The sequence below is a fragment of the Pseudomonas sp. GM84 genome (assembly GCF_000282535.1).
In the GTDB taxonomy this organism is placed as follows: Bacteria; Pseudomonadota; Gammaproteobacteria; order Pseudomonadales; family Pseudomonadaceae; genus Aquipseudomonas.
The window spans coordinates 1-18,750 of record NZ_AKJC01000216.1 but is presented as its reverse complement, the minus strand read 5'-3'; the positions used below and the strand labels follow the sequence as shown (position 1 = coordinate 18,750).

At 62.3% G+C, this 18,750-nt stretch carries 15 protein-coding genes; 9 read left to right on the top strand and 6 right to left on the bottom strand.

Translation table 11 applies throughout. The features are described from left to right. Positions 1-689: 689 nt before the first annotated feature. Positions 690-2,111: an amino acid permease gene (locus PMI38_RS17825; RefSeq protein ID WP_162130465.1), complete on the top strand. Its 1,422-nt coding sequence runs from the start codon at positions 690-692 to the stop codon at positions 2,109-2,111. A gap of 181 nt (positions 2,112-2,292) precedes the next feature. On the opposite strand, the gene PMI38_RS17820 is transcribed toward PMI38_RS17825, so the two are convergent. Next, entirely contained in the window at positions 2,293-3,177 is an 885-nt protein-coding gene (locus PMI38_RS17820) for a LysR substrate-binding domain-containing protein (protein WP_008096724.1), read from the bottom strand. A 152-nt stretch (positions 3,178-3,329) separates the two neighbouring features. On the opposite strand from PMI38_RS17820, the gene ydiJ reads away from it, so the two are divergent. After that, positions 3,330-6,350, top strand: a complete 3,021-nt coding sequence (ydiJ, locus tag PMI38_RS17815; protein WP_008096722.1) for a D-2-hydroxyglutarate dehydrogenase YdiJ — start codon at positions 3,330-3,332, stop codon at positions 6,348-6,350. 124 nt (positions 6,351-6,474) lie between these two features. On the opposite strand, the gene PMI38_RS17810 is transcribed toward ydiJ, so the two are convergent. From PMI38_RS17810 to phhA, 4 genes are all read right to left on the bottom strand, one after another. Further along, entirely contained in the window at positions 6,475-7,677 is a 1,203-nt protein-coding gene (locus PMI38_RS17810; protein ID WP_008096721.1) for an MFS transporter, read from the bottom strand. 190 nt (positions 7,678-7,867) lie between these two features. Further along, positions 7,868-7,993, bottom strand: a complete 126-nt coding sequence (locus PMI38_RS27730; RefSeq protein ID WP_008096720.1) for a hypothetical protein — start codon at positions 7,991-7,993, stop codon at positions 7,868-7,870. Positions 7,994-8,181: 188 nt separating this feature from the next. After that, a complete protein-coding gene (locus PMI38_RS17805) occupies positions 8,182-8,538 on the bottom strand; it encodes a 4a-hydroxytetrahydrobiopterin dehydratase (RefSeq protein ID WP_008096719.1) in 357 nt (118 codons plus the stop codon). A gap of 36 nt (positions 8,539-8,574) precedes the next feature. Beyond that, on the bottom strand, positions 8,575-9,363 hold the full coding sequence (phhA, locus tag PMI38_RS17800; RefSeq protein WP_008096718.1) for a phenylalanine 4-monooxygenase: 789 nt from the start codon (positions 9,361-9,363) through the stop codon (positions 8,575-8,577). A 255-nt stretch (positions 9,364-9,618) separates the two neighbouring features. Between phhA and PMI38_RS17795 the strand changes: the two genes are divergently transcribed. Then, positions 9,619-11,178, top strand: a complete 1,560-nt coding sequence (locus PMI38_RS17795; protein WP_008096717.1) for a sigma-54-dependent phenylalanine hydroxylase transcriptional regulator PhhR — start codon at positions 9,619-9,621, stop codon at positions 11,176-11,178. A gap of 159 nt (positions 11,179-11,337) precedes the next feature. Here the strand turns inward: PMI38_RS17795 and PMI38_RS17790 are convergent, their stop codons facing one another. Further along, positions 11,338-11,592, bottom strand: coding sequence for a DUF2790 domain-containing protein (locus PMI38_RS17790; RefSeq protein ID WP_008096716.1), 255 nt, complete (start codon positions 11,590-11,592; stop codon positions 11,338-11,340). 416 nt (positions 11,593-12,008) lie between these two features. Here PMI38_RS17790 and acs point away from each other — a divergent pair, with 416 nt between their 5' ends. From acs to argR, 6 genes are all read left to right on the top strand, one after another. Next, a complete protein-coding gene (gene acs / locus PMI38_RS17785; RefSeq protein WP_008096715.1) occupies positions 12,009-13,970 on the top strand; it encodes an acetate--CoA ligase in 1,962 nt (653 codons plus the stop codon). A 596-nt stretch (positions 13,971-14,566) separates the two neighbouring features. Then, a complete protein-coding gene (locus tag PMI38_RS17780; RefSeq protein ID WP_008096714.1) occupies positions 14,567-15,355 on the top strand; it encodes an ABC transporter substrate-binding protein in 789 nt (262 codons plus the stop codon). A gap of 88 nt (positions 15,356-15,443) precedes the next feature. After that, on the top strand, positions 15,444-16,133 hold the full coding sequence (locus tag PMI38_RS17775) for an ABC transporter permease (RefSeq protein ID WP_008096713.1): 690 nt from the start codon (positions 15,444-15,446) through the stop codon (positions 16,131-16,133). Beyond that, the gene (locus tag PMI38_RS17770) at positions 16,130-16,828 is read left to right on the top strand and encodes an ABC transporter permease (protein ID WP_008096711.1); all 699 of its coding nucleotides are present in this window, start codon (positions 16,130-16,132) and stop codon (positions 16,826-16,828) included. Before PMI38_RS17775 ends, PMI38_RS17770 begins: the two co-directional genes overlap by 4 nt. Before the next feature lie 22 nt (positions 16,829-16,850). Then, positions 16,851-17,615, top strand: a complete 765-nt coding sequence (locus PMI38_RS17765) for an ABC transporter ATP-binding protein (protein ID WP_008096710.1) — start codon at positions 16,851-16,853, stop codon at positions 17,613-17,615. A gap of 100 nt (positions 17,616-17,715) precedes the next feature. Then, positions 17,716-18,696 (top strand): transcriptional regulator ArgR, encoded by a 981-nt coding sequence (gene argR, locus PMI38_RS17760; RefSeq protein ID WP_008096709.1) that lies wholly within the window; start codon positions 17,716-17,718, stop codon positions 18,694-18,696. Positions 18,697-18,750 lie beyond the last annotated feature (54 nt).

Genomic DNA, 18,750 nt, shown 5'->3' with positions numbered 1-18,750 from the left:
CAAGGCTGACAACCATGGCCTATCAGACATAGGTACGTTGCAACAAATGTAGGAGCGAGCTTGCTCGCGATGCGCCGCGCGGGCGGCGCTCGATTTGCGCCCCACCGCAAAAACAAAGTCAGGCCCCCGAAAGCCAAGATATTGAGGAAAAACAATTTTTCGGACGACTGGCAAGTTTTCAAACCGCCTTGTAAAGAAATTTATACAAATTCCCCCGCTTTCCTTGGTCGGTCTGGTTTTCTGTAAACAGATCTTGCCGCGCCCATCCTCGAAAGCCTGCGCCCCAGCCCGCCCCCCTATTGCTCAAACCCCCGTCCCCACGCTGTTATAGCGTCCATTGCCATGTGCAGAAGCCCGTCCACAGAGTCGGGCACATAGAACAACAAATGGAGGCGCCATGTACGCCGATCACCTCGCCTTTGAAGGCATCCACCACAGGATCGCTGCGTTTTTCCCCCGGGAATTGATGCAACGCGTTGACGCCTGCGCGCTCGCAGGGGTATACAGTGCGCCGCGTTTTACCTGTGACCCTTTTGCGTACCGCGCACTCTTGCTCACACCCGGTTGATCCGCCCTGGCGGCGCCCGTGTGCAAGAAACCCAAGGTAACCACCTTGCCCATTCCGCTGCGCCACGAGCGCGGTGGGTCCGATTCCGTCACAGATAAAAACAATGCAGGTGACTTCGTTCATGAGTGAACAAAACATGCATTCAGGCGAGCTCAAGCGGGGCCTGAAGAACCGCCATATCCAGTTGATCGCCCTTGGCGGCGCGATTGGTACCGGCCTGTTCCTCGGCTCGGCAGGCGTGATGAAATCCGCCGGCCCGTCGATGATCCTCGGCTACGCCATCTGCGGCTTCATCGCCTTCATGATCATGCGCCAGCTTGGCGAGATGATCGTCGAAGAGCCGGTGGCCGGTTCGTTCAGCCACTTCGCCCACAAGTACTGGGGCGGTTTCGCCGGCTTCCTGTCGGGTTGGAACTGCTGGGTGCTGTACATCCTGGTGGGCATGTCGGAGCTCACGGCGGTTGGCAAGTACATCCACTACTGGTGGCCGGAGATCCCGACCTGGGTGACGGCGGCCGGTTTCTTCCTGCTGATCAACGCCATCAACCTGATGAACGTGAAGGTCTTCGGCGAAGCCGAGTTCTGGTTCGCCATCATCAAGGTGGCGGCCATCGTCGGCATGATCGGCCTGGGTGCCTACCTGCTGACCAGCGGCAGCGGCGGCCCCGAAGCCTCGGTGACCAACCTGTGGGCCCATGGCGGCTTCTTCCCGCATGGCGTCAGCGGCCTGGTCATGGCCTTGGCCTTCATCATGTTCTCATTCGGCGGCCTGGAAATGCTCGGTTTCACCGCCGCTGAGGCCGACAAGCCGAAAACCGTGATCCCCAAGGCGATCAACCAGGTCATCTACCGCATCCTGATCTTCTACATCGGTGCGCTGGTGGTGCTGTTGTCGCTGACCCCATGGGACAACCTGGTCGCCAGCATCGACGCGTCCGGCGGCAGCTACGGCAGCAGCCCGTTCGTGCAGGTGTTCTCGCTGCTGGGCAGCGATGTGGCTGCGCACCTGCTGAACTTCGTGGTCTTGACTGCCGCGCTGTCGGTGTACAACAGCGGCACCTACTGCAATGCGCGCATGCTGCTGGGCATGGCCGAGCAGGGTGACGCCCCGGCGGCCCTGGCCAAGGTCGACAAGCGCGGTGTGCCGGTGCGTTCGATCCTGGTGTCGGCAGCCGTGACCCTGATTGCGGTGCTGCTGAACTACTTCATCCCGCAGAATGCGCTGGAGCTGCTGATGTCGCTGGTGGTCGCGACCCTGGTGATCAACTGGGCGATGATCAGCTACTCGCACCTGAAGTTCCGCCAGCACCTCGACCGCACTGGCCAGAAGCCGCTGTTCAAGGCGCTGTGGTACCCGTACGGCAACTACATCTGCCTGGCCTTCGTGGTCCTGATTCTGGGCATCATGCTGCTGATCCCGGGTATCCAGGTGTCGGTGTATGCGATTCCGGTGTGGTTGCTGGTGATGTTCCTGGCCTACGCCATCAAGTCCAAGCGCCGGCCGCAGGTCAATGGCACAGCTGCTGGTACTGCGGCCAAGTAAAGGCTGCGGGCGGTAGACGAAACCCGATGTCAGGTGGCTGGCATCGGGTTTTTTGTTGCCTGCACTGGCCCTTTCGCGGGACAAGCCCGCTCCCACAACTACGCCACTGCTCTTTGGTTCAGTGGAGTACTTGTGGGAGCGGGCTTGTCCCGCGAAAGGGCCGGATCTGGCAATGAAGCATTCAGATCTGTTCGAGCAACCAGCTACGAAACGCCCGCAACGAAGGCAGCGCCTCATTCCTCGGCGGGTAGATCAGGTAATAACTGCGCTGGCTGGCAAACGCCGCCCCCGGGCTGAACAGCTCACCCTTGGCCAGTTCCTCCTCCACCAGAATCCGCGGCACCAACCCGATCCCGATCCCGGCCCGCACCGCCTGGATCAAATGCGAGGTCAGTTCGAAACTCGGCCCCAGGCGCATCGCCCGGTGCGGCAAGCCATGATGCGAGAACCATTCGCCCCAGGCGTGCGGGTTGTTGGCGACGTTGAGCAATACTTCTTCGCTGATCCGCGCGGGTGGCCAGTCCTGGGCTTGCGCGCCGGCCTGCGGCGGCAGGATCACCACCAGTTCCTCGGCGTGCAGGCGATGGCAGATCAATCCGGGCAGGTCATGGCTGGCCACGCCGATGGCAGCGTCGATCTCGCTGGTGTCGAAGTTGATGGCTTCGATCCGTGAATGAATATGCACCAGCATCCCCGGGTGGGCGCTGTAGAACGCGTGCAGGCGCGGCAGCAGCCACTTGGAACCGAAGGTGGGCAAGGTGGCCAGGCGCAGGGTGCCGACCCCGGACTGATAAGCCAGGGCCTGCAGCGTGGCGCTGCGGATGCGCCCCAATGCTTCGCTCAGCTCGCGCTGGTACAGCCGACCGACATCAGTCAGCTGCACCTGCCGGCCTTCGCGGCGAAACAGGGTCAGCCCCAGTTGTTGCTCCAGCGCCTGCACCTGGCGGCTGACCGCGCTCTGGGTCAGGGACAGTTCGGCGGCGGCACGGGTGTAGCTTTCATGCCGCGCAGCGGCCTCGAAAGCCAGCAGCAATGACATGGACGGGGTCAGGTGGCGGTAATTCATTCACAAAAGTCATCGATAGCGGCAGGATTATCCGTTTGCCCCTGAGGCGAAACTACAGGAACATTGGCCTATACGTCATCCCTGCCTGCATCGACCTATGCCGGGATGACAGGATTCCCGTGAATTAGCCCATATCAAGAGGCCATCCTTCGATGATCGCCCAGCTGCCGACCCTTGCGCCGACCGCCGCTTACCCCGAATTCCTCGAAGCCCTGCGCAACAGCGGCTTCCGTGGCCAGATCAGTGCCGACTACGGCACCCGCACGGTGCTTGCCACCGACAACTCGATCTATCAGCGCCTGCCCCAGGCTGCAGTGTTCCCGCTGGACGCCGACGACGTGGCGCGGGTCGCCACGCTGATGGGCGAGCCGCGTTTCCAGCAGGTCAAGCTGACCCCGCGTGGCGGTGGCACCGGTACCAACGGTCAATCGCTGACCGACGGCATCGTTGTCGACCTGTCGCGGCACATGAACAAGATCCTCGAAATCAACGTCGAGGAGCGCTGGGTGCGGGTCGAGGCGGGTACGGTCAAGGACCAGCTCAATGCCGCGCTCAAGCCGCACGGGCTGTTCTTCGCGCCCGAGCTGTCCACCTCCAACCGCGCCACCGTCGGCGGCATGATCAACACTGATGCCAGCGGCCAGGGCAGTTGCACCTACGGCAAGACCCGCGATCACGTGCTCGAACTGCACAGCGTGCTGCTCGGTGGCGAGCGCCTGCACAGCCTGCCGATCGATGATGCCGCGCTGGAACAGGCTTGTGCCGCCAGCGGTCGGGTCGGCGAGGTGTACCGCATGGCCCGGGAAATCCAGGAAACCCAGGCCGAGCTGATCGAGAGCACCTTCCCCAAGCTCAACCGTTGCCTGACCGGTTATGACCTGGCGCACCTGCGCGACGAACAGGGCCGGTTCAACCTCAACAGCGTGCTGTGCGGTGCCGAAGGCTCGTTGGGCTACGTGGTGGAAGCCAAGCTCAACGTGCTGCCGATTCCCAGGTACGCGGTGCTGGTGAACGTCCGCTACGCAAGCTTCATGGACGCTCTGCGCGATGCCAATGCGTTGATGGCGCACAAGCCACTGTCGATCGAGACGGTGGACTCCAAGGTGCTGATGCTGGCGATGAAGGACATCGTCTGGCACAGCGTTGCCGAATACTTCCCGGCCGACCCCGAGCGCCCGACCCTGGGCATCAACCTGGTGGAGTTCTGCGGCGACGAGCCGGCCGAGGTCAATGCCCGGGTCGAGGCCTTCATCGAGCACCTGCAGCGCGATACCGGCGTCGAGCGCCTGGGCCATACCCTGGCCGAAGGTGCCGAGGCGGTGACCCGCGTCTACACCATGCGCAAGCGCTCGGTGGGTCTGCTCGGCAACGTCGAGGGCGAAGTGCGGCCGCAGCCGTTTGTCGAAGACACCGCAGTGCCGCCGGAGCAACTGGCCGATTACATCGCCGACTTCCGTGCGCTGCTCGACGGCTACGGCCTGGCCTACGGCATGTTCGGCCACGTCGATGCCGGCGTGCTGCACGTACGCCCGGCGCTGGACATGAAAGACCCGGCCCAGGCCGCGCTGGTCAAGCCGATCTCCGATGCCGTGGCAGCGTTGACCAAAAGCTACGGTGGCCTGCTCTGGGGCGAGCATGGCAAGGGCCTGCGTTCAGAGTACGTGCCGGAATACTTCGGCGAACTGTACCCCGCGCTGCAGCGCCTGAAAGGCGCATTCGACCCGCACAACCAGCTCAATCCCGGCAAGATCTGCACCCCGCCGGACAGTGCCGAGGGCCTGACCAAGGTTGACGGCGTGACCCTGCGCGGTGATCTCGACCGCACCATCGACGAGCGTGTGTGGCAGGACTTCCCCAGTGCCGTGCACTGCAACGGCAACGGCGCCTGCTACAACTACGACCCCAACGACGCCATGTGCCCGTCGTGGAAGGCCACCCGTGAACGTCAACATTCGCCCAAGGGCCGTGCCTCGTTGATGCGCGAGTGGCTGCGCCTGCAAGGCGAAGCGAACATCGACGTGCTGGCCGCGGCGCGCAACAAGGTGTCGTGGCTCAAGGGCCTGCCGGCGCGTCTGCGCAACAACCGCGCGCGCAGCCAGGGGCAGGAGGACTTCTCCCATGAAGTGTACGACGCCATGGCCGGCTGCCTGGCGTGCAAATCGTGCGCGGGGCAGTGCCCGATCAAGGTCAACGTGCCGGACTTCCGCTCGCGTTTCCTCGAGCTGTACCACGGCCGCTACCAGCGCCCGCTGCGTGACTACCTGATCGGCTCGCTGGAATTCACCATCCCTTACCTGGCCCACGCGCCGGGGCTCTACAACGCGGTGATGGGTTCGAAGTGGGTGAGCAAGCTGCTGGCGGAGCAGGTCGGCATGGTCGACAGCCCGCTGATCAGCCGTTTCAACTTCCAGTCTACCCTGACCCGTTGCCGGGTCGGCGTGGCCAGCGTGCCAGCGCTGCGCGAACTGACGCCAGCCCAGCGCGAGCGCAGCATCGTGCTGGTGCAGGACGCCTTCACCCGCTACTTCGAGACGCCGCTGCTGGCTGCGTTCATCGAACTGGCCCACCGCCTTGGCCATCGTGTGTTCCTGGCGCCTTACAGCGCCAATGGCAAGCCGCTGCATGTGCAGGGCTTCCTCGGCGCCTTCGCCAAGGCCGCCATCCGCAACGCCACCCAGCTCAAGGCCTTGGCCGACTGTGGCGTACCGCTGGTAGGTCTGGATCCGGCGATGACCCTGGTCTACCGCCAGGAGTACCAGAAGGTGCCGGGGCTTGAGGGCAGCCCGAACGTGCTGCTACCACAGGAATGGCTGATGGACGTTTTGCCCGAGCAGGCACCGACTGCGCCAGGCAACTTCCGCCTGATGGCGCACTGCACCGAGAAGACCAACGTGCCGGCCAGTACCAGGCAATGGGAGCAGGTGTTCGCGCGCCTGGGCCTGAAGCTGGTGACCGAGGCCACGGGGTGCTGCGGCATGTCCGGTACCTATGGGCACGAGGCGCGCAACCAGGATACTTCGCGGACGATCTTCGAGCAGTCGTGGGCGACCAAGCTGGACAAGGAGGGTGAGGCCCTGGCGACCGGTTATTCGTGCCGCAGCCAGGTCAAGCGCATGACCGAGCGGCAGATGCGCCACCCGCTGGAAGTGGTGTTGCAGTACGCGCAGCGCTGATCCTGTACTGGCCTCTTCGCGGGACAAGCCCGCTCCCACAGGTATCTCCACTGCCCTTGAGGGCGGTGCTGTACCTGTGGGAGCGGGCTTGTCCCGCGAAGAGGCCGGCAAAGGCCCTGCATGATCAAGCCTGATGCAGGCTTTCCCGGGTCCGCCGCGCCTGCCTGTACAGATACAAGCTCAACACCAACCCGCAACAGGCCGCCGCCGCCGCGAACAGAAACATCGAAGCAAACCCGAACCCCGACGCCACCGCCCCCACCAGCGGCCCGGTAATCCCCAGCGACAAGTCGATGAACAGCGAATACGCCCCCACCGCCGCCCCGCGGTTGGCCGCCGAAACCTGATTCACCGCTTCCACTCCCAGCGCCGGGAACACCAACGAGAACCCAAACCCGCTCAGCGCCGCACCGGCCAGCGCCATCTCTGCGCTGGGCGCAAGCCACAGCACCAGCAGGCCCAGTGTTTCCACCGCCAGGCAGACAATGGCCACGCGAAACCCGCCAATCCGGTTGATCAGGTTGCCGAACAGCAACCGCGCACTGATGAAGCTGGCGCCGAACAGGCTCAGGGTCAGGGCGGCGTTGCCCCAGCCGCGGCTGGCGTAGTACAGGGTGATGAAGGTGGCGATGGTGCCGAAGCCGATCGAGCCCAGGGCCAGCCCCGAACCATGCGGGAACACCTTGCCCAGCACCCGCAGGAACGGCAGGCGCACGCCGCTGACGACCGGTGCAGCGCGCTTGGGCCAGGCCAGCAGCAGGCCGACGACACCCAGCAGGATGATGCTCGCGCCCATGCTCCACAGGCCCAGGCTCTTGACCATCAGCACGCCCAGCGGCGCGCCGACGGCCAGTGCGCCATAGCTGGCGATGCCGTTCCAGGAAATCACCTTGGCGGTGTTCTCGGCGCCGACCCGGCCGATGCCCCAGCCAATCGAGCCCGAGCCCACCAGGCTCTCGGCGCTGCCCAGCACCAGGCGGCCCACCAGCAGGCAGGCCAGGCTCACCCAGGGCAGGTGGGTCAGAAAGGCGCAGGCCAGCATGAACACGCCGCTCAAGCCGCAGCCGAACAGGCCGTACATGACCGCCTTCTTGCTGCCCAGGTTGTCGATGATGCGGCTGGCGGTGGGGCGGCTGAGCAGGGTCGCCAGGTACTGCACGCTGATCACCAGCCCCGCGACCACGGCGCTGAAGCCCAGCTCGTTGTGCACATAACCCGGCAGCACGGCCAGAGGGATGCCGATGTTCAGGTAGCCGATGAAGGTGAACAGGACGATGGAAACCACTTGCGCGGTGATCGCAAGCTGGGAGGGGGCAGGCGCGGACATGAAGAATCCAATGGACAATAGGCAGGCGTGAACCCTGCGATGATAACTACCCAGGGATGATCTGTGGGAGGGGCTTGCATGAAGAATGCCTGTGCCAGCAGGCTGCCGATCAAGGCTGGACGGTGTGAAAACGTGATGACGGGGGTGGCCCGCAGGTCAGCCGTTTTCACACAGCCGATGGGGTGCGCGGTTATTCCTGATCAGCGCTGGATTGATCGTCGCCATCCTCGACGGCAGGCGTCGGTTCGGAGTGGGCGGCAACGGTGGGCTCTTCGGGGTTCAGGCTTGGGAAGGGAAAATTCGGGATCTCATGCATCTCGTCGTTCCTCGCAAGTGTGAGTGAAAAGTCTGCGGCAGGCGCGGTTCGAGCTTCGGAAAGCTGGGGCAGGATACACAACTCTGGATGACAGTTTGTAATTAATTCCCGGTCGCTTGTCGGTTTTGCGTGCGGATACCGGACATTTTTCCCAATGAAAAAGGGCCGCTGTGCGGCCCTTTTTCAGGTTACTTACGGCCTTCAGCCGTTTCGGCAACCTTGTCTGTGCGTGCGCACATGATGAAGTCGTTGCGGTGCAGGCCCTTGATCGAGTGGCTCCACCAGGTCACGGTGACCTTGCCCCACTCGGTCAACAGGCCCGGGTGGTGGCCTTCGGCTTCAGCGATCTCGCCCACGGCATTGGTGAAGGCCAGGGCGTGCTTGAAGTTCTTGAACAGGAACACGCGCTCCAGCTCCATGTGGCCGTCGCGTACTTCGATGTTCCAGTCCGGGATCTCGCGGATCAGCTCGGCCAGTTCGTCGTCGGTGACTTTCGGCGCATCGGCGCGGCAGGCTTCGCAATGGGCTTGGTTCAAGGCATTCATGGGTACTTTTCCGGTTCGAGTTGTTATCGAGAGGGCTCAGGCAGCCTGCTTGGGTGGAAACTTCGGCGCATGCAGCCCCAGCTTCATGGCTTGCTGAACCATGCCCATGATGTCTTCGTGGGCCAGGTCGAACAGCCGCTTGAGGTCTGGCAGCACGAAGTACAGCGGCTGCAGGATGTCGATGCGGTACGGGGTGCGCATGGCTTCGATCGGGTCGAAGGCCTGGTGCTCCGGCTCGCCTGACAGACTGTAGACGGTCTCCTTGGGCGAGGAGAGGATGCCACCGCCGTAGATCTTGCGACCTTGCGGGGTTTCCATCAGGCCGAATTCGATGGTCATCCAGTACAGCCGCGCCAGGTACACGCGTTGTTCCTTGGTCGCGGCCAGGCCCAGCTTGCCGTAGGTGTGGGTGAATTCGGCGAACCAGGGGTTGGTCAGCAGCGGGCAGTGGCCGAAGATCTCGTGGAAGATGTCCGGTTCCTGCAGGTAGTCCAGTTCTTCCGGCGTACGGATGAAGGTGGCGACCGGGAAGCGCTTGCTGGCCAGCAATTCGAAGAAGGTCTGGAAGGGGATCAGTGCCGGTACCCGGGCAACCTGCCAGCCGGTAGTGGCGCCCAGCACTTTGTTGACCTCGCCCAGTTGCGGGATACGGTCATGGGGCAGCTTGAGCTGGTCGATGCCGTCCAGGTATTCCTGGCACGCGCGGCCTTCGATGACCTTCAGCTGGCGGGTGATCAGCGTGTTCCACACCGCATGCTCTTGCTGCGGGTAGTCGATAAAACCATGCGCATCGGGCTCGCGTGCCACGTATTGCGTCTGTTTCATGTGGCTCTCCTGGTGAGGGCATTCTTGTTATGTCCACGACATACACCAGAAATATCCCGCATCCGGATGATTTGCACGGGGTTGGCAGGTGGCGCGACGGCCCCGTCGATCTTCATTTCGTAACGATTATTTTACAAAACGGACGGCATGCCGGAAAATTCGGCACATCGAGCTGCTGAAAGCTTAGATTTTGTCAGCTTATCTTTACGATTTTTCCAGGCGAGGTTGAAATACTTCGCCGCTTCGAGAGCAATCATGCGTATCAAAGTGCATTGCCAGAACCGCATCGGCATCCTCCGCGACATCCTCAACCTGCTGGTGGAATACGGTATCAACGTGCTGCGCGGCGAGGTGGGAGGGGACCATGGCAATGCCATCTACCTGCACTGCCCGAATCTCATCAACTTGCAGTTCCAGGCATTGCGGCCCAAGTTCGAGTCGATCGCCGGGGTGTTCGGGGTCAAGCGTGTCGGCCTGATGCCCAGCGAGCGGCGGCACATGGAGCTCAATGCACTGCTGGGTGCCCTGGACTTCCCGGTGCTGTCGGTGGACATGGGCGGCAGCATCGTCGCCGCCAACCGTACCGCTGCGCAGTTGCTCGGCGTGCGCGTCGACGAAGTGCCAGGCATGCCATTGGCGCGCTATGTGGAGGATTTCGATCTGCCGGAGCTGGTGCGGGCCAACAAGTCACGGATCAATGGCCTGCGCATCAAGGTCAAGGGTGATGTGTTCCTGGCTGACATCGCACCGTTGCAGTCCGAGCACGACGACAGTGAGGCGCTGGCGGGGGCGGTACTTACCCTGCATCGCGCCGATCGCATCGGCGAGCGCATCTATAACGTGCGCAAGCAGGAGCTGCGGGGCTTCGACAGCATCTTCCAGAGTTCACGGGTGATGGCCGCAGTCGTGCGTGAGGCGCGGCGCATGGCGCCACTGGATGCGCCGTTGCTGATCGAGGGCGAAACCGGCACGGGCAAGGAGCTGCTGGCCCGTGCTTGCCACCTGGCCAGCCCGCGCGGGCAGGCACCGCTGATGGCGCTCAACTGTGCCGGGCTGCCGGAATCCATGGCCGAGACCGAACTGTTCGGTTATGGCCCTGGGGCATTCGAGGGCGCGCGCGCCGAAGGCAAGCTAGGGCTGCTGGAGCTGACTGCCGGCGGCACCTTGTTCCTCGACGGGGTCGGCGAGATGAGCCCGCGCCTGCAGGTGAAACTGCTGCGTTTTCTGCAGGACGGCTGCTTTCGTCGGGTCGGTAGCGATGAAGAGGTGTTCCTCGATGTGCGGGTGATCTGCGCTACTCAGGTGGACCTGTCCGAGCTGTGCGCCCGCGGCGAGTTTCGCCAGGACCTGTACCACCGCCTCAACGTGCTGTCGCTGCATATTCCGCCGCTGCGTGAGTGCATGGACGGGCTCGAAGGGTTGGTCCAGCACTTTCTCGACCAGGCCAGCCGGCAGATCGGCTGCGCCATGCCGCGCCTGGCGCCGGCGGCGATGGACAAACTGGCGCAATATCATTGGCCGGGCAATGTGCGGCAACTGGAAAACGTATTGTTCCAGGCGGTATCGCTCTGTGAAGGCGGGGTGGTTAAAAGCGAGCACATCCGTTTGCCGGATTATGGCGTGCGGCAACCCTTGGGCGAGTTTTCCCTGGACGGGGATCTTTCGCAGATCGTCGGACGATTTGAAAAGGCGGTGTTGGAAAGTTTGATGGGCGAATACCCAAGTAGCCGTGCGCTGGGCAAAAGATTGGGTGTTTCGCACACGACCATTGCCAATAAGTTGCGGGACTATTCCCTTGGCAAGTCGGGTGAGTAAAGTTACAGCCTGTTAGCTGAGAGTTTCAAAATACTCTGTGGGAGCGGGCTTGTCCCGCGAAAGGGTCGGCCAGGGCAATAAAGGTGTATGGCCAGGGCTTCGCCCTGGTTCGCGGGGCAAGCCCGCTCCCACAGGGCGCAACCTGCTAGATTGCAAGCCTCAGCCGTTGGAGCAACCGTTCCCCATCACGCGGTATTCAAGGATGTGCTTCTGGCCCTGGGAGTCCTCGTAGGTCATCCGAGCGGGCACGACTTCGCAGACATTTGGCACTTCGCTCATGGAAATGACGCGAGCGATGTCCAGGTGCTGCGAGTAACTGTACTGTTCAACCGGAATCTGCTCGACATCATTTGCCTCGCCGGCGATTGCCGCGCTGCAAAGACCGCCAAGTACCAATACCAGTAAAGCTTTCATCTTCAATTTACCTGTCTAAGGTCGTGAGGGGGCGCGCGGCGCTTGTGGCGCCGCGAATACAGCCAAGTTTTAACTTTCGGGATTAGAGAGGGATTAACGTGTGCCTTCGTGGGGGCTGTTGCCGGTAGTTAATCGCCTTGCCGTTGCTGGCGAGGTGAATCTTATGCCTCGGCAACTAAGGGAAACAGATAGTGTTTTGATAAAGTTTTTTTGCCTTTTGACAGAATCTGTAACAATCCCCCGGCAAGATCCTCCTCATTTTTACCTCGCAGAGCCGCCGGCCGCGGGCTAGAGCTGTCCCCTCCAAATCCCGAAGATTTTTCTGCTCGCGCTACTACCATCGTCGAATGGCTTTTGCCGCTCTGGTACAGTTACAAACGATTCCATACAAAAACAATTACACCGAGGTAACACAGATGAGTGCGGCTCCACTGTATCCCGTTCGTCCCGAGGTTGCGGCCACTACCCTGACCGACGAGGCCACCTACAAGGCCATGTACCAGCAATCGGTGATCAACCCGGACGGCTTCTGGCGCGAGCAGGCCCAGCGTCTCGACTGGATCAAGCCATTCACCAAGGTCAAGCAGACTTCCTTCGACGATCACCATGTCGATATCAAGTGGTTTGCCGACGGCACTCTGAACGTTTCCTCCAACTGCCTGGACCGCCACCTAGAAGAGCGCGGCGACCAGCTGGCAATCATCTGGGAGGGCGATGACCCTTCCGAGCACCGCAACATCACCTACCGCGAACTCCACGAGCAGGTCTGCAAATTTGCAAACGCCCTGCGCGGCCAGGATGTGCACCGCGGTGACGTGGTAACCATCTACATGCCGATGATCCCGGAAGCGGTGGTAGCCATGCTGGCCTGTGCCCGCATCGGTGCCATTCACTCGGTGGTCTTCGGCGGCTTCTCGCCCGAAGCGCTGGCCGGGCGCATCATCGACTGCCGCTCCAAGGTGGTGATCACCGCCGACGAAGGTGTGCGCGGTGGTCGTCGTACCCCGCTCAAAGCCAACGTCGACCTGGCGCTGACCAACCCTGAAACCAGCAGCGTGCAGAAGATCATCGTGTGCAAGCGCACCGGCGGCGACATCGCCTGGCACCAGCACCGTGACATCTGGTACGAAGACCTGATGAAGGTCGCTTCCAGCCACTGCGCGCCCAAAGAGATGGGCGCCGAGGAAGCACTGTTCATCCTTTATACCTCCGGCTCCACCGGCAAGCCCAAGGGCGTGCTGCACACCACCGGCGGTTACCTGGTGTACGCCGCGCTGACCCATGAGCGGGTGTTCGACTACCGCCCGGGCGAAGTCTACTGGTGCACCGCCGACGTCGGCTGGGTCACCGGTCACAGCTACATCGTCTACGGCCCGCTGGCCAACGGCGCGACCACGTTGCTGTTCGAAGGCGTGCCGAACTACCCGGACATCACCCGCGTGTCGAAGATCGTCGACAAGCACAAGGTCAACATTCTCTACACGGCCCCGACCGCCATCCGCGCGATGATGGCCGAGGGCGAGGCTGCAGTGGCCGGTGCTGATGGCTCCAGCCTGCGTTTGCTTGGGTCGGTGGGCGAGCCGATCAACCCCGAAGCCTGGAACTGGTACTACAAGACCGTGGGCAAGGAGCGTTGCCCGATCGTCGACACCTGGTGGCAGACCGAGACCGGCGGCGTGCTGATCAGCCCGCTGCCGGGGGCCACGGCCCTCAAGCCAGGCTCGGCGACCCGTCCATTCTTCGGTGTGGTGCCAGCCCTGGTGGACAACCTGGGCAACTTGATCGAGGGCGCTGCCGAAGGCAACCTGGTGATCCTCGATTCCTGGCCGGGTCAGTCGCGTTCGCTGTACGGCGACCATGACCGCTTCGTCGACACCTACTTCAAGACCTTCCGTGGCATGTACTTCACCGGCGACGGTGCGCGCCGCGACGAGGATGGCTACTACTGGATCACCGGCCGCGTGGATGACGTGCTCAACGTGTCCGGCCACCGCATGGGCACCGCCGAAATCGAAAGTGCCATGGTCGCCCACGCCAAGGTGGCCGAGGCGGCAGTGGTGGGTGTGCCGCACGACATCAAGGGGCAGGGCATCTATGTCTACGTCACCCTCAATGCTGGCGTGGAGCCGAGCGAGCAGTTGCGCCTGGAGCTGAAGAACTGGGTGCGCAAGGAGATCGGTCCGATCGCCTCGCCGGATGTGATCCAGTGGGCGCCGGGTCTGCCGAAAACCCGCTCGGGCAAGATCATGCGCCGGATTCTGCGCAAGATCGCCACGGGTGAATACGGTGCGCTGGGTGATATTTCGACCCTGGCCGACCCGGGTGTGGTGCAGCACCTGATCGACACGCACAAGGCGATGAACCTGGCGACTGCCTGATCGTAAGGGGCTGCGGTGCAGCCCAATCGCCGGCAAGCCGGCTCCCACAAGGATCGCGTAGTCTCTGCAAGATCCTGTGGGAGCCGTCTTGCCGGCGATTGGGCCGCAACGCGGCCCCTTTCAAAACCCAAAACCCCGCCCAGGCAATCGGCGGGGTTTTTGCTTTACTGTTACCCGACATTCATCGGTAACTCTTCTGTCACCGGCTTCGCACGAAAACGAGGCGCAGGGAAACATTTCATGTCCCATTTCGATGCGTTCATGTGGGTGTTTTGTGCGACGCAGCACGCTGCACTTGCCGTAGCACAAGGGTTTGCCAATAATAGGCCCAGTAATTGCTAGTCCTATGGGTTCTATTTCTTGCGCTCTTGCATATCTTGCAATGGCTGTCAACATCGCCCGCAGCGGTTTCAAGCGCTTCTGTAAGTAGTTGTCGCTTTGAAGAAATATCGACTACCGGGCTGTCGTTAAAATGCCACTCACTCGCTCGTGGTCTGCGACCTTGGTCGAACCCTGCGCGGCTCGCGTTGTACCCATTCGCATATCGGGCAGTTGTTACCCTGCCTTGTAATGCCCCGTACCGATGGAGTTACCTGATGAAGAAGCTCGCACTGCTTGGCGCCCTGGCGCTTTCCGTGTTTTCCCTGGTGTCGCAGGCCGATGATGTAAAACCGTTGAAGATCGGTATCGAAGCCGCCTACCCACCCTTCGCCTTCAAGCAGCCCGACGGCAGCATCGCCGGTTTCGACTACGACATCGGCAACGCCCTGTGTGAAGAAATGAAAGCCAAGTGCACCTGGGTCGAGCAGGAATTCGACGGCCTGATCCCGGCGCTGAAGGTGCGCAAGATCGACGCCATCCTGTCGTCCATGTCGATCACCGAGGACCGCAAGAAGTCGGTCGACTTCACCAAGCGTTATTACCTGACCCCGGCGCGCCTGGTCATGAAGGAAGGCAGCACCGTCAGCGAAAGCCTGGATGAACTGAAGGGCAAGAAGATCGGTGTGCAGCGCGGCTCGATCCATGACCGCTTCGCCAAGGAAGTACTGGCGCCCAAAGGTGCCACCGTCGTGCCTTACGGTACCCAGAACGAAATCTACCTGGACGTCGCCGCTGGCCGCCTGGACGGCACCGTGGCCGATGCCACCCTGCTCGAAGATGGCTTCCTGAAGACCGACGCCGGCAAGGGCTTCGCCTTCGTGGGTCCATCGTTCACCGACGTGAAGTACTTTGGTGATGGCGTGGGCATCGCTGTGCGCAAGGGTGACAAGGCCAACGCCGACCGCATCAATGCCGCTATCGACGCCATTCGTGCCAACGGCAAGTACAAAGAAATCGAGAAGAAGTACTTCAACTTCGATATCTACGGTCCAGACTCGAACTAAGACGTCGAGTTTCACCTGTTCAATGGTGCAAACAGCAGAGGCTCTGAGGTTTGCACCATTTTTCATTCTCTAGGTCGAGGACCTCATCATGTTGAAAGGCTACGGGGCAGTCATCCTCGACGGGGCGTGGCTGACGCTGCAGCTCGCCCTGTCGTCGATGGCCCTGGCCATCGTGCTCGGCCTGATTGGCGTGGCATTGCGCTTGTCGCCTGTGCGCTGGCTGGCCTGGTTGGGCGATATGTATGCCACGGTGATCCGTGGTATTCCGGATTTGGTATTGATCCTGCTGATCTTCTACGGCGGGCAGGACATCATCAACCGCTTGGCGCCGCTGGTCGGCTATGACGATTACGTCGACCTCAATCCGCTGGTCGCGGGTATCGGTACGCTGGGCTTCATCTTTGGTGCCTACCTGTCGGAAACCTTCCGCGGTGCATTCCTCGGTATTCCCAAGGGCCAGGCCGAAGCCGGCGTGGCCTATGGCATGAGCAACCGCCAGGTGTTCTTCCGCATCCTGGTGCCGCAGATGATCCGTCTGGCGATCCCGGGCTTCACCAACAACTGGCTGGTGTTGACCAAGGCCACGGCGCTGATCTCGGTAGTCGGCCTGCAGGACATGATGTTCAAGGCCAAGCAGGCAGCGGACGCCACGCGCGAACCCTTCACCTTCTTCCTGGCGGTGGCGGCGCTGTACCTGGTGATCACCAGCGTTTCGCTGCTGGCCCTGAAGTATCTCGAAAGGCGCTACTCGGTGGGAGTCAAGGTGGCTGAACTATGATCTTCGACTACAACGTCATCTGGGAGGCCATGCCGCTGTACATTGGCGGCCTGTTCACCACCCTCAAGCTGCTGGCGCTGTCGCTGCTGTTCGGTCTGCTGGCGGCTGTGCCGCTGGGGCTGATGCGGGTGTCCAGGCATCCGCTGGTGAACATCAGCGCCTGGCTGTACACCTACGTCATCCGTGGCACGCCGATGCTGGTGCAGCTGTTCCTGATCTACTACGGTCTGGCCCAGTTCGAGGCGGTGCGCGAGAGCATCTTCTGGCCATGGCTGTCCAGCGCGACCTTCTGTGCGTGCCTGGCCTTCGCCGTCAACACCAGCGCCTATACCGCCGAGATCATCGCCGGCAGCCTCAAGGCTACGCCCCATGGCGAGATCGAGGCGGCCAAGGCGATGGGCATGTCACGCATGAAAATGTACCGCCGCATCCTGCTGCCTTCGGCCTTGCGTCGGGCGTTGCCGCAGTACAGCAACGAAGTGATCATGATGCTGCAGACCACCAGCCTGGCGTCGATCGTGACCCTGATCGACATCACCGGTGCGGCGCGCACGGTCAATGCCCAGTACTACCTGCCTTTCGAGGCCTACATCACGGCGGGCGTGTTCTACCTGTGCCTGACCTTCATCCTGGTGCGCCTGTTCAAGCTGGCCGAACGCCGTTGGCTCGGCTACCTGGCGCCGCGCAAGCACTGAACGCTCTGTGAGAACCGACAGCATGTACAAACTCGAAGTCCAAGACCTGCACAAGCGCTATGGCAGCCATGAGGTGCTCAAGGGCGTCTCCCTGGCGGCCAAGGCAGGCGATGTGATCAGCATCATCGGCTCCAGCGGTTCGGGCAAGTCGACCTTCCTGCGCTGCATCAACCTGCTCGAGCAGCCGCACGCGGGCAAGATCCTGCTCAACAACGAAGAGCTGAAGATGGTCGCCGGCAAGGATGGCGCGCTCAAGGCGGCCGACCCGCGCCAGCTGCAGCGCATGCGTTCGCGCCTGTCGATGGTGTTCCAGCACTTCAACCTGTGGTCGCACATGACCGCGCTCGAGAACATCATCGAAGCTCCGGTGCATGTGCTCGGCGTGAGCAAGAAGGAAGCCCTGGAGAAGGCCGAGCACTACCTGGCCAAGGTCGGTGTCGCGCACCGCAAGGACGCCTTCCCCGGCCACATGTCCGGTGGCGAGCAGCAGCGCGTGGCGATCGCCCGGGCCCTGGCCATGGAGCCCGAGGTGATGCTGTTCGACGAGCCGACCTCGGCGCTCGACCCGGAGCTGGTGGGCGATGTGCTAAAGGTCATGCAGGCCCTGGCCCAGGAAGGCCGCACCATGGTGGTGGTGACCCACGAGATGGGCTTTGCCCGCGAGGTGTCCAACCAGCTGGTATTCCTGCACAAAGGCCTGGTCGAGGAAACCGGTTGCCCACGCGAAGTGCTGGCCAATCCGCAATCCGAGCGGCTCAAGCAGTTTCTCTCGGGCAGCCTGAAGTAAAGGCTGCATCTTTGCACCAGAATAGGGCATGCTGCGCAGCGAGCGCGGCTTGCCCCCGGCGCCACAGACGCGAACGACCTCAGGTTTCGGACCTTACCCTATGACCACCCAGCGAATCGGTTTTCTCATCTGGCCCAGCACCAAGCCTTTGACCCTGGCGCTGGCGGAGGAGGTATTGCAGGTGGCCCAGCGGGTGCATCCGGATGTGGCCTACGAACTGGTCTTCCTTCAGGCCGAGCCTGCTCAAGAAGGTGCCTGGCGCCTTCCGGGCGAGCCCTGGAGTGGCCGCCTGGAAGGGTGTCACAAGCTGTTTCTGCTGGCCGATGACCTGCCACAGGCAGTCGGTTCGACGCTGTCGACGGCGCTCAAGCAGGTGGCGCGCAGCGGCTGCATGATTGGCGGCTTGTCTGCCGGTGTATACCCGCTGGCCATGCTGGGCCTGCTCGATGGCTACCGCGCCGCCGTGCACTGGCGCTGGCAGGACGACTTTGCCGAGCGCTTCCCCAAGGTCATTGCCACCAGCCACCTGTTCGACTGGGACCGTGATCGCCTTACCGCCTGTGGCGGCATGGCGGTGACCGACCTGCTGCTGGCGGTGCTGGCCCGCGACCACGGCGCGGAGCTGGCGGGCGCGGTGTCCGAGGAGCTGGTGGTCGAGCGCATTCGCGAGGGCGGCGAGCGCCAGCGTATTCCCCTGCAGAATCGCCTGGGTTCGAGCCACCCGAAGCTGACCCAGGCGGTGCTGTTGATGGAAGCCAACATCGAAGAGCCGCTGACCACCGACGAAATCGCCCAGCATGTGTGCGTGTCGCGGCGCCAGCTTGAGCGGATTTTCAAGCAGTATCTGAATCGCGTGCCAAGCCAGTATTACCTGGAGCTGCGCCTGAACAAGGCGCGGCAGATGCTGATGCAGACCAGCAAGTCGATCATTCAGATTGGCTTGTCCTGCGGATTCTCGTCGGGGCCGCACTTCTCCAGTGCCTACCGCAATTTCTTCGGTGCCACGCCGCGCGAAGACCGCAACCAGCGGCGTAGCAGCAGCCCGTTCGAGCTGAGCTCGGCGCCTGCGGAAAAGGGTTGATGGCTCTGGGATGCATGCCTTGAGTTTTGTAGCGGCCATGCAATCGAGCGCCGC

Coding starts and splice junctions, on each gene's coding strand:
- PMI38_RS27730 (WP_008096720.1), bottom strand. CDS start 7,993: ATGCATGAGATCCCGAATTTTCCCTTCCCAAGCCTGAACCCCGAAGAG.
- PMI38_RS17765 (WP_008096710.1), top strand. CDS start 16,851: ATGTACAAACTCGAAGTCCAAGACCTGCACAAGCGCTATGGCAGCCAT.
- PMI38_RS17780 (WP_008096714.1), top strand. CDS start 14,567: ATGAAGAAGCTCGCACTGCTTGGCGCCCTGGCGCTTTCCGTGTTTTCC.
- argR (WP_008096709.1), top strand. CDS start 17,716: ATGACCACCCAGCGAATCGGTTTTCTCATCTGGCCCAGCACCAAGCCT.
- acs (WP_008096715.1), top strand. CDS start 12,009: ATGAGTGCGGCTCCACTGTATCCCGTTCGTCCCGAGGTTGCGGCCACT.
- phhA (WP_008096718.1), bottom strand. CDS start 9,363: ATGAAACAGACGCAATACGTGGCACGCGAGCCCGATGCGCATGGTTTT.
- PMI38_RS17810 (WP_008096721.1), bottom strand. CDS start 7,677: ATGTCCGCGCCTGCCCCCTCCCAGCTTGCGATCACCGCGCAAGTGGTT.
- PMI38_RS17790 (WP_008096716.1), bottom strand. CDS start 11,592: ATGAAAGCTTTACTGGTATTGGTACTTGGCGGTCTTTGCAGCGCGGCA.
- PMI38_RS17770 (WP_008096711.1), top strand. CDS start 16,130: ATGATCTTCGACTACAACGTCATCTGGGAGGCCATGCCGCTGTACATT.
- PMI38_RS17805 (WP_008096719.1), bottom strand. CDS start 8,538: ATGAATGCCTTGAACCAAGCCCATTGCGAAGCCTGCCGCGCCGATGCG.
- PMI38_RS17795 (WP_008096717.1), top strand. CDS start 9,619: ATGCGTATCAAAGTGCATTGCCAGAACCGCATCGGCATCCTCCGCGAC.
- PMI38_RS17825 (WP_162130465.1), top strand. CDS start 690: ATGAGTGAACAAAACATGCATTCAGGCGAGCTCAAGCGGGGCCTGAAG.
- PMI38_RS17775 (WP_008096713.1), top strand. CDS start 15,444: ATGTTGAAAGGCTACGGGGCAGTCATCCTCGACGGGGCGTGGCTGACG.
- ydiJ (WP_008096722.1), top strand. CDS start 3,330: ATGATCGCCCAGCTGCCGACCCTTGCGCCGACCGCCGCTTACCCCGAA.
- PMI38_RS17820 (WP_008096724.1), bottom strand. CDS start 3,177: ATGAATTACCGCCACCTGACCCCGTCCATGTCATTGCTGCTGGCTTTC.